The organism is Mycobacterium sp. (genome assembly GCF_002863225.1).
Classification (GTDB): domain Bacteria; phylum Actinomycetota; class Actinomycetes; order Mycobacteriales; family Mycobacteriaceae; genus Mycobacterium.
On the sequence record NZ_PKEK01000065.1, the window covers coordinates 87,865 to 97,516 of the forward strand.

General features: G+C 68.5%; 10 protein-coding genes and 1 pseudogene. 2 read left to right on the plus strand and 9 right to left on the minus strand.

Features of this window, described 5'->3' with window-relative positions:
* Position 1: 1 nt before the first annotated feature.
* The 4 genes from hisH to hisD are packed head-to-tail and all read right to left on the minus strand — an operon-like array spanning position 2 to position 3,691.
* Entirely contained in the window at positions 2–634 is a 633-nt protein-coding gene (hisH, locus tag CYU59_RS20635; RefSeq protein ID WP_293002136.1) for an imidazole glycerol phosphate synthase subunit HisH, read from the minus strand.
* Positions 631–1,245 (minus strand): imidazoleglycerol-phosphate dehydratase HisB, encoded by a 615-nt coding sequence (gene hisB / locus CYU59_RS20640; protein ID WP_293002138.1) that lies wholly within the window; start codon positions 1,243–1,245, stop codon positions 631–633. Before hisB ends, hisH begins: the two co-directional genes overlap by 4 nt.
* On the minus strand, positions 1,242–2,366 hold the full coding sequence (locus CYU59_RS20645; RefSeq protein ID WP_293002140.1) for a histidinol-phosphate transaminase: 1,125 nt from the start codon (positions 2,364–2,366) through the stop codon (positions 1,242–1,244). The genes hisB and CYU59_RS20645 overlap by 4 nt, the downstream gene beginning before the upstream one ends.
* Positions 2,363–3,691 carry a histidinol dehydrogenase gene (hisD, locus tag CYU59_RS20650; protein ID WP_293002178.1) on the minus strand — a complete coding sequence of 443 codons (1,329 nt, stop codon included), beginning with the start codon at positions 3,689–3,691 and terminating at the stop codon, positions 2,363–2,365. Before hisD ends, CYU59_RS20645 begins: the two co-directional genes overlap by 4 nt.
* A gap of 84 nt (positions 3,692–3,775) precedes the next feature.
* Here hisD and CYU59_RS20655 point away from each other — a divergent pair, with 84 nt between their 5' ends.
* Positions 3,776–4,186, plus strand: a complete 411-nt coding sequence (locus CYU59_RS20655; protein ID WP_293002143.1) for a nitroreductase family deazaflavin-dependent oxidoreductase — start codon at positions 3,776–3,778, stop codon at positions 4,184–4,186.
* A 75-nt stretch (positions 4,187–4,261) separates the two neighbouring features.
* Here CYU59_RS20655 and CYU59_RS20660 read toward each other — a convergent pair whose 3' ends face one another.
* From CYU59_RS20660 to nadA, 4 genes are all read right to left on the minus strand, one after another.
* Positions 4,262–5,290: an alcohol dehydrogenase catalytic domain-containing protein gene (locus CYU59_RS20660; RefSeq protein ID WP_293002145.1), complete on the minus strand. Its 1,029-nt coding sequence runs from the start codon at positions 5,288–5,290 to the stop codon at positions 4,262–4,264.
* Positions 5,291–6,145: a carboxylating nicotinate-nucleotide diphosphorylase gene (nadC, locus tag CYU59_RS20665; RefSeq protein WP_293002147.1), complete on the minus strand. Its 855-nt coding sequence runs from the start codon at positions 6,143–6,145 to the stop codon at positions 5,291–5,293.
* 62 nt (positions 6,146–6,207) lie between these two features.
* The gene (locus CYU59_RS20670) at positions 6,208–7,794 is read right to left on the minus strand and encodes an L-aspartate oxidase (RefSeq protein ID WP_293002149.1); all 1,587 of its coding nucleotides are present in this window, start codon (positions 7,792–7,794) and stop codon (positions 6,208–6,210) included.
* Positions 7,791–8,813 carry a quinolinate synthase NadA gene (gene nadA, locus CYU59_RS20675; RefSeq protein WP_293002180.1) on the minus strand — a complete coding sequence of 341 codons (1,023 nt, stop codon included), beginning with the start codon at positions 8,811–8,813 and terminating at the stop codon, positions 7,791–7,793. Before nadA ends, CYU59_RS20670 begins: the two co-directional genes overlap by 4 nt.
* A gap of 101 nt (positions 8,814–8,914) precedes the next feature.
* Here nadA and CYU59_RS20680 point away from each other — a divergent pair.
* A pseudogene (locus CYU59_RS20680) lies at positions 8,915–9,292 on the plus strand (NUDIX domain-containing protein); the annotation flags it as partial.
* A gap of 8 nt (positions 9,293–9,300) precedes the next feature.
* On the opposite strand, the gene CYU59_RS20685 reads toward CYU59_RS20680, so the two are convergent.
* Positions 9,301–9,652: hypothetical protein (locus tag CYU59_RS20685; RefSeq protein WP_293002151.1), on the minus strand; the 352-nt coding region annotated here is incomplete at its 5' end.

Below are 9,652 nucleotides of genomic sequence, written 5' to 3' on the forward strand. Positions count from 1 at the left end.
GTCACAACCCTTCAACCCAATTGCTCAACACAGCCGCCCCGGCGTCCCCGCTCTTCTCCGGGTGAAATTGGGTGGCGGCCAACGGTCCGTCCTCGACTGCAGCCAGAAAAGGCGCCCCATGTGTCGCCCACGTCAGCTGCGCATCGGCGTCGCCGGGCCACTGCTGTGCGGCGTAGGAATGCACGAAGTAGAACCGGGTGTCGGCATCGAGACCCTTGAACAGCGCGCTGCCCGGTGCGGCCGACACCACGTTCCAGCCCATGTGCGGGATCACCGGCGCATTCAACCGGGTGACCGCTCCCGGCCACTGCCCGCAGCCGGTGCTCTCCACGCCGAATTCGACACCGCGAGCGAACAAGATCTGCATACCGACGCACACCCCCAGCACCGGTCGTCCAGCCGCGACCCGTTCGGCGATCACCCGCTGGCCGTTGATCTCGCGCAGCCCGGTCATGCAGGCTTCGAAGGCACCGACACCCGGCACCACCAGACCATCGGCCGCGGCCGCCTTGTCGAGATCGGCGGTCACCTCGACCTCGGCGCCGACGCGTTGCAGCGCGCGTTGCGCCGATCGCAGGTTACCCGAGCCGTAGTCCAACACCACAACCGTTTTCCGGCGGGAAAGTGCTGTCACAGAGCACCTTTGGTCGACGGCACGCCGGACACCCGTGGGTCGGACTCGACCGCCTGCCGTAGGGCCCGGGCGACCGCCTTGTACTGCGCTTCGGTGATGTGGTGTGGGTCGCGCCCGTAGAGCACCCGAACGTGCAACGCGATGCGTGCGTTGTTGGCGAGCGTCTCGAACACGTGCCGGTTGATCACGGTGTGATACGGCACCGAGCTACCCGCGATTGTGGTGTGCCGCAGGTGATCCGGCTCACCGGTGTGCACGCAGTACGGTCGGCCCGAGACGTCGACGATGGCGTGGGCCAGCGTCTCGTCCATCGGGATGAACGCATCACCGAACCGGCGGATGCCCTTCTTGTCGCCGAGCGCCTCACCGAGCGCCTGACCGAGCACGATCGCGGTGTCCTCGATGGTGTGATGCCCTTCGATCTCGACGTCGCCCTTGGCGCGCACCGTGAGGTCGAAGCTGGCATGGCTGCCCAAGGCGTGCAACATGTGGTCGTAGAACGGGACACCGGTATCGATGTCGACGTTGCCGGTGCCGTCGAGGTCGAGCTCGACGACGATCTCGGACTCTTTGGTGATGCGCTCGACGCGTGCGCGGCGGCCGGCGGTCATGACGCTCCTAAGGGCTGGGCCAGTTCGGTGGCAGCCAGGTCTGCGCTGGCCGACAGGAATGCATCGTTCTCCGCGGCCAGCCCGATCGTGGTGCGTAGGTGCCCGGGGATGCCGACGTCGCGGATCAGCACCCCGGCATCGAGGTAACGCCGCCAGGTCGCCGCTGCGTCGGCGAACAGTCCGAACAGCACGAAGTTGGAATCACTCGGCACCACCTGAAAACCCATGGCGCTCAACGCCGACACCACCCGTTCCCGCTCGGCGATCAGCGTCGCGACGCTGCCCAGCGTGTCGTCGGCGTGCCGCAATGCGGCCCGCGCCGCGGCCTGGGTGACCACAGACAGGTGGTAGGGCAACCGCACCAGCAGCATCGCGTCGATCACCGCCGGGGTTGCGACCAGGTAGCCCAGCCGGCCGCCGGCGAAGGCGAACGCCTTGCTCATCGTGCGGCTGACGATCAACTTCGTCGGGTACTCCTCGATCAGCGCGACCGCGCTGGGCTGCGCGGAGAACTCGCCGTAGGCCTCGTCGACGATCACAATCCCGGCAGCGGCATCCAACAACCGACGCAGGTCGGCGAGCGAAATGCTTTGTCCGGTCGGGTTGTTCGGGCTCGTCACAAAAACGACGTCAGGCCGATGCTCGATGATCGCGGCCACCGCGGCGTCCGCTTCAAGGCTGAAGTCGTCCGCCCGCGGTGCGGTGAGCCATTCGGTGTGAGTGCTCTCGGAGATGATCGGATGCATCGAATACGACGGCACGAAGCCCAGCGCGCTGCGACCCGGTCCCCCGAAGGCCTGCAGCAGTTGTTGCAGGATCTCGTTGGATCCGTTTGCCGCCCAGAGATTGTCGACGCTCAAGCGAACCCCGGTTTGAGCGGTGAGGTAGGCGGCCAGATCGGCGCGCAACTCCACCGCGTCGCGGTCCGGGTAGCGATTCAAATCGGCCGCCGCCTCGCGTACCGACGCGACGACGTCGTCGACGAGGGCCTGACTCGGCGGGTGCGGATTCTCGTTGGTATTCAACCGAACTGGGACATCCAGCTGCGGCGCCCCATAGGGGGATTTGCCGCGCAGGTCATGGCGCAGCGGCAGGTCTTCGAGCGACGGGCGGTTCGTCATTGCGCGAACCTCCGGCGTACCGCCTCGCCGTGGGCGGGCAGGTCTTCTGCGGTTGCGAGGGTGATCACGTGTCCCGACACGTCTTTGAGTGCCGCTTCGGTGTAGTCGACGACGTGGATCCCGCGCAGGAAGGTCTGCACCGACAGGCCGCTGGAGTGCGCGGCGCTGCCGGCGGTCGGCAGCACGTGGTTGGAGCCGGCGCAGTAGTCGCCGAGGCTCACGGGTGAGTACGCGCCGACGAAAATCGCTCCGGCCGAACGGATCTGCGCGGCGACCTTGTCCGAGTTGGCGGTCTGGATCTCCAGGTGCTCGGCGGCGTAGGCGTTGACGGTGCGAATGCCGGCGTCGAGGTCGTCGACCAGGATGATGGCCGATTGCCGGCCGGCCAGCGCGGTGGTCACCCGCTGCCGGTGGACCGTCGTCTCCAGCTGCGCGGTCAGCGCGGCGTCGGTGGCCTCGGCAAGCGCAAGGCTGGGCGTCACCAACACGCTGGCCGCCATCTCGTCGTGTTCGGCCTGGCTGATCAGGTCGGCGGCGACGTGCTGCGGGTCGGCCGTGTCGTCGGCCAGAATCGCGATCTCCGTGGGGCCGGCTTCGGCGTCGATGCCGACCCGCGACCGGCAGAGCCGCTTGGCCGCAGTGACGTAGATGTTCCCCGGACCGGTCACCATGTCGACCGGCGCCAACTCGGCGCCGTCGGTGTCGACGCCGCCGTAGGCCATCAGGGCGACCGCCTGGGCACCGCCGACCGCCCACACCTCGTCGACGCCGAGCAGTCGCGCGGCGGCCAGAATCGTCGGGTGCGGCAGGCCTTTGAACCTGCCCTGCGACCGGGCCTGCGGCGGGCTGGCCACCACCAGCGAGCCGACTCCGGCGGCCTGCGCGGGCACCACGTTCATCACGACGCTCGACGGGTACACCGCACTGCCGCCAGGTACGTACAGCCCGACCCGCTCGACCGGCACCCACCGCTCGGTGACGGTGGCACCCGGCCCCAGCGTCGTGGTGACATCCGATCGCCGCTGGTCGGCGTGCACCGCGCGGGTGCGCTCGATCACCACTTCCAGTGCCAGCCGGACGTCGCGGTCCAAGCCGGCCAGTGCGGCGTCCAATTCGCTACCGGGCACCCGCACCGTCGGCGGCCGAACTCCGTCCAGTGAATCGCCGTACTCCAGGGCGGCTTCGGCACCCCGGTCGGCGACCGCACTGACGATCGGGCGGACCGTCGACAGGGCGGCCTCCACGTCCACTCCGCCGCGGGGCAACGCCGCCCGCAGCCGGGCGACGGACAAGTCAGCACCCCGCAGGTCGATACGCGCCATCACAGTCACATCGACCATTGTCCCAGAGCAGAGCAACTCCATATCGGACCGGTACATTGTCCGCACACCGAACGAGAGGGAGTCACCATGTCCGCGAAGGACCATCCCAACCACGTCCCGGGCGTTCCGATGCTTGTCCCGCCGGCCCTCGAGCGCTTTCAGATCAAGTACTTCAATCCACTGGTCCGGCCGATCGCGCGCTACATCCCCGGTTTTTCGGTGATCAAGCATCGCGGTCGCAGCTCCGGCACGCCTTACGAGACCATCGTCACCGCCTACACCAAAGGCAATGTGGTGGCCATCGGACTGATCCACGGAAAGACCAATTGGGTCAAGAACGTCCTGGCGGCCGGCGAAGCCGACCTGCACTTCATTCGCAAGAACGTCCACCTGGTCAACCCGCGCGTGCTGCCCGCCGGCAGCGACGGCACGGGCCTGCCGTTTCTGGCCAAGCGCCAGGTCGGCCGCGTCGGTGTCTTCGTCGCCGACATCGCCTGACTCATCGCCACAAGATCGCGCTCAGGGCTGTGCATCTGGAGAATTCGCAGCCCTCACCGCTGTCTCGGGTCGGCATCACGTCCTGGTGAAAACGGTCTTGCCGACCATCGTCGGCCAGGCCGCCGGCGCGTCCTCCCACGGCACGACACGCTCCACGATCGGCGACAGGTCACACCCGCCGGCCAGCAGTTCCACAATCTGCGGGATGACGGCCCGCGCGCTGACCCGGCCGGTGGCAAAGCGCACACCTCGGGTGTAGGCCTGCAGCATCGGCACCTCGACGCTGGGCTGGTAGTAGATCCCGGTGTCGGTGCACACGCCGTCCGGCCATGTCGAGCGCAGCGTGGCCGAGAGCAGCTTCGGGTCGCCGGTGGTGTGCACGGTGACCGGGTACGGCTCCCACGACTTGTCCGGCCTGGCGATGTCGTGGACAGCTGCCCCGACCTTCTCCGCGGCCGCCAATCGGGTCGGGTCGGTGTCAACGTAATCAACGTGAAAGCCGAGTGCGACGGCCAGCGCTGCGGCATAGAGCCCGATCGACAGCCTGCCGATCACCAGGATGCGACGATCCGCCGGGTCGAGATCGCCGAGCTCGGCGGCGAAAGGTCCCACCGCACGCCAGCCATCGGGGATGTTGTCCGACAGTGAGGCGACGGCGATCGGATCCACAGTCGCCGGTAGCCGGAACAGCATCGCATCGGCATACGGCACCAGGACCCGGTCCGACATGAAGCCGCCGCCGTCCAGACCGGCCAGTGCACCCAGCCCGTACATCGCCATCAAGGGCACCGAACCACAGGAACTGGTCACCCCGCGGCGGCACTCACGGCAGGCGCCACAGCTGATCTGGAACGGAACGACTACGCGGTCGCCCACGTTGACGCTCGCGACGTCGCTTCCGATGGCGACGACCTCGGCCAGACCCTCGTGCCCGACCGCATACCCGGGCGGCAGCGGCGCCGCTCCACGCGCCACCGCGACGTCGAGGTCGCAGCACGCCACCTGAAGCGGCCGGACCAGCGCCTGCTGCGGCTGCGTTATCTCGGGATCAGGGACGTCGCGCCAGGCGTATCGGCCCACCTCCTCGAAGGTCAGCTGGCGCATCTACACGTCCAGGCCGATGTCGAGGACCCGCACCGAGTGGGTCAGTGCGCCGACCGCGAGATAGTCGACGCCGGTCCCGGCGTACTCCGCCGCGGAATCGAGTGAAAGTCCGCCCGAGGACTCGAGTTTGGTAGCCGGGGCGCGACTGTCCCGACGCTGCACCGCGATCTGGGTCTGCCAGACCGGGAAGTTGTCGAGCAACACCAATTCGGGCTTCTCGGCCAGGATCTCGTCGAGTTGTTCGAGCGAGTCGACCTCGACTTCGCAGGGCAGGTCGGGCGCGGCGGCCCGCACCGCGCGCAACGCCGCCACCACCGATCCCGCGGCGGCGACGTGGTTGTCCTTGATCAGCGCCGCGTCGCCGAGTCCCAGCCGGTGGTTGACGCCGCCGCCCACGCGCACCGCGTACTTCTGCAGGGTCCGAAGACCGGGCAGCGTCTTGCGGGTGTCGCGAATCTCGGCCTTCGTGCCGTCGACCGCGTCCACCCATGCCGCGGTAGCGGTGGCGATTCCGGACAAGTGGCACACCAGGTTCAGCAGCGTCCGCTCGGCCGTCAACAAGCCGTGCGTCGGGGCCGCTACCGTCAGCGCCGGGTCCCCGGGTTGCAGCCGGGCGCCGTCCTCGACCCGGTTGACGATCCGATAACCGTCGGCCCCGAGCACCTCGTCGAGCACCAGGATGGCAATGTCCACCCCGGCGATCACACCGGGTTCGCGGGTGATCATCGACGCCGTGGTCGTCGCGCCGTCGGGCACGGTCGCGGAGGTGGTGATGTCCGGCCCGTAGCGCAGGTCCTCGTCCAGCGCGCGGGCGATGGTGGCTCGGGCCTCGAGAAGCTCACTCTCGGACAACATCGCGAAGCTCCTCCTGCTCGATGTTCATCACGGTCAGGTGCTCCACACCGTTGCCCGGCCGGTCAGCAGACCGCCGCCAGCTCCTCGACCTGCGCGCGGTAGTCGTCGTCGAGACGGACCACGAGGCTGCGGGCCGGCCCGGGCGCAGTCTCGGGGTGTTCGGCGCGGTGGTGGCAGCCCCGGCTCTCCTCGCGGGCCAGCGCAGCGGCAGCCACCGCCCGAGCGGCGACCGTCAGCGCCGCGTCTTCGAGCGCCGCGCGATCCGCGACGCGGTGTAGAGAAGCGCCGGACAGCGTGCCCGACAGCCGCTCGAGGCCGGCGCCGTCGCGGACCACGGAGGCGTCGCGGCTCATCGCGCGCTGCAGCTCACCGCGGGCCAGCGCCGCGGCAGTGATCGGCTCACCCGACGTTGCCGGGACCGGCCCGCGCAGCGCCGAGTGCCCGGCCGCGGCCCGCCCCGCTCGGCCGCCGACCACCAGACCCTCGAGCAGGCTGTTGGAAGCCAGCCGGTTGGCGCCGTGCATGCCGGTACGGGCGACCTCGCCGGCGGCGAACAGCCCGGCCAGCTCGGTGCGGCCGTGCACATCGGTCACGACGCCGCCGCAGCTGTAGTGCGCACCCGGCGCGACAGGGATGGGTTGGTGAACCGGGTCCACCCCGGCAGCGCGGCATGCGGCTGCAACGGTCGGGAAGCGGCGGGCGAAGTCGTGGATGCGACGGGCGTCGAGGAACACGCATTGGTCACCGTGGGCACGCAGGCGGGCGTCGATCGCCCCGGCGACCACATCGCGTGGCGCCAAGTCGCCCATCGGATGCACACCTGCGGTCACCGAATTGCCGTGGCGGTCAATCAGATTCGCGCCCTCGCCACGGATGGCCTCGGTGACCAGCGGCCGGCGGCCGCCCTCGCGTCCGTCGAACAGCATGGTGGGATGGAATTGGATGAACTCGATGTCGCTCACCGCGGCGCCGGCCCACAGTGCGAGCGCGATCCCGTCTCCGGTGGAGCCGGTGGGGTTGGTGGTCGCGGTGTACATCTGCCCGAGTCCCCCGCTGGCCAGGATCACCGATGGCGCGTGCACGATGCCGATGCCCCGCCGATCGGCCACCAGCACACCGGTCACGGCATCGGTGCCCGATGTCGCGTCGTGCAGCAGTCGCAGCGCGGCGTGCCCGGTCCGGATGTCCAGGGTGGCGGCGGCATGGTCGAGGGCTCGCTGCACCTCCGCGCCGGTGGCGTCGCCGCCGGCGTGCACGATGCGGCGCTGTGAGTGGCCACCTTCCCGGCCGAGTGCCCAGCCGCCCGCGGCGGCGTGATCGAATCGGGCTCCGTCGCTGACCAATTCGGTCACCGCCCGGTATCCGTCGGCCACGATCGAGGTCACCGCTTCGGGGTCACACAGACCGGCACCGGCGTTGAGGGTGTCGGCCACATGAGCGTCGACCGAGTCGTCGGTGTCGGGGAGCACGACGGCAATGCCGCCCTGGGCGTAGTGGGTGGCGGTCGCTCCGGCCCGGCGTCCGGCCTTGCTCAGCACGACCACGCGTCGTCCGGCCCGATGTGCCGCCAACGCCGCGGCCAGACCGGCGACACCGGTGCCGATGACGACCACATCGGCGTGTTCCTGCCACGCCGTGGGCAGGCTCATTCGCCGCCGCCCGGCTGGCCGATTGCGATCATCCGCTGCACACTCTGCCGTGCCAGTGCCGCGGTCTGGGTGTCGACGTGGACTTCGTCGGCGCCTTCGAGCAGGCAGCGCAGCAGGGCCGCGGGGGTGATCATCTTCATGTACTTGCAGGAGGCGCGGTCGTTGACCGCGCGGAAGTCGACTTCTGGTGCGGCGCGGCGTAATTGGTGCAGCATGCCCACCTCGGTGGCGACCAGCACCTCGCGGGCGCGGGTCGCCCGTGCGGCGTCCAGCATTCCACCGGTGGACAGGATCTTGACCCGATCGTCGGGGAAAGCGCCCTCGCCGGCGAGGTACAGCGCCGACGTCGCGCAGCCGCACTCGGGATGGACGAACAATTCGGCGTCCGGGTGCCTGCGGGCCTGGTCGGCGAGCTCGTCACCGTTGATCCCGGCATGGACGTGGCACTCACCGGCCCACACGTGGACGTTGTCGCGGCCGGTCATACGGCGCACGTGCGCGCCGAGGAACTGGTCGGGGCAGAACAGCACCTCGCGGTCGGGGTCGATCGAGGCCACCACCTCGACGGCGTTGGACGAGGTGCAGCAGATGTCGGTGAGCGCCTTCACCGCCGCGGTGGTGTTGACGTAGGAGACAACGACCGCGCCGGGGTGCTCGTCTTTCCAGGCCCGCAGGTCGTCGGGCGTGATCGAGTCGGCCAGCGAGCACCCGGCGCGCTGATCCGGGATCAGCACGGTCTTGTCTGGGCTCAGGATCTTCGCGGTCTCGGCCATGAAGTGCACACCGCAGAACACGATGGTGTCTTCCGGCGCTTCGGCGGCGACCCGCGACAGCGCCAGCGAGTCACCGACGTGGTCAGCGACATCTTGAATGGCGGGTAGCTGATAGTTGTGCGCCAAAATAGTGGCATTCCGCAGGTCGGCCAGTCGACGAACCTCGGCCGCCCATTGCGCGTCGCCGTCAATGCCACCGAAACCGTTGGGAGAGTTCATGATTCCCGCGGCCAGGTCACTCGCCATCGCTTCATCCAGCCCGTTTGGCAACACGTCGGTGCGATTCGCGACTGTCATAGTCGATCCTTTCGCCTCCCGGCTTGGGTTTTCGACTTACAATCGAAAACATGAGCAATGGTAGCACTGCCCACGAAGTCCTGGCTGTCGTATTCCAGGTTCGCGGTGTCGGACCAGCCCCGAAGGCGCAGAAACCCGAGCTCAGCGTGCTGCTGTGGCAGCGGGCCCAGAGTCCACAGCGCGGTGCGTGGTCCCTGCCCGGCGGCGGGCTCCGCCACGACGAGGACATGACGACTTCGGTGCGACGCCAGCTCGCCGAGAAGGTCGACCTGCGCGAGGTCGCCCACCTCGAGCAGCTCGCGGTGTTCTCCGAACCCGCGCGACTCCCCGGGACCCGGACGATCGCGTCGACGTTCCTGGGCTTGGTTCCCTCCCCCGCCGTCCCTGAACTGCCGTCGGACACCCGCTGGCACCCCCTCACCGCGCTGCCGTTGACTCAACGCTTGGGGTGACGCGTTTTGTTGTGCACTTGCTTTGTTGGTGATGTGCAGGTCTGCGCCTGCGCGTCGGCACCATCAGCGCACACGGCAAAGGAGTAGTACAGCTCCAACGGCCTTAAACGCTCCGTCCGCTTCACCACAACACCGACCTTTCGGCACTCCTCCACGTCCACGTAGCACCAGGGTGTTGCACAAAAAGAGAGTTGCGCGCCATTGCCACTGCAGAATGGCTCCAATCCTTCCTCGTATTTGGCGCACCCGCGGAAGCCATAATCACGAGGGTAGAGCAGCGCTCTAGCATTGGCAAGAAGACCTGTTCTGCCGCCATCAAGGTGTGAAAACTGAAAG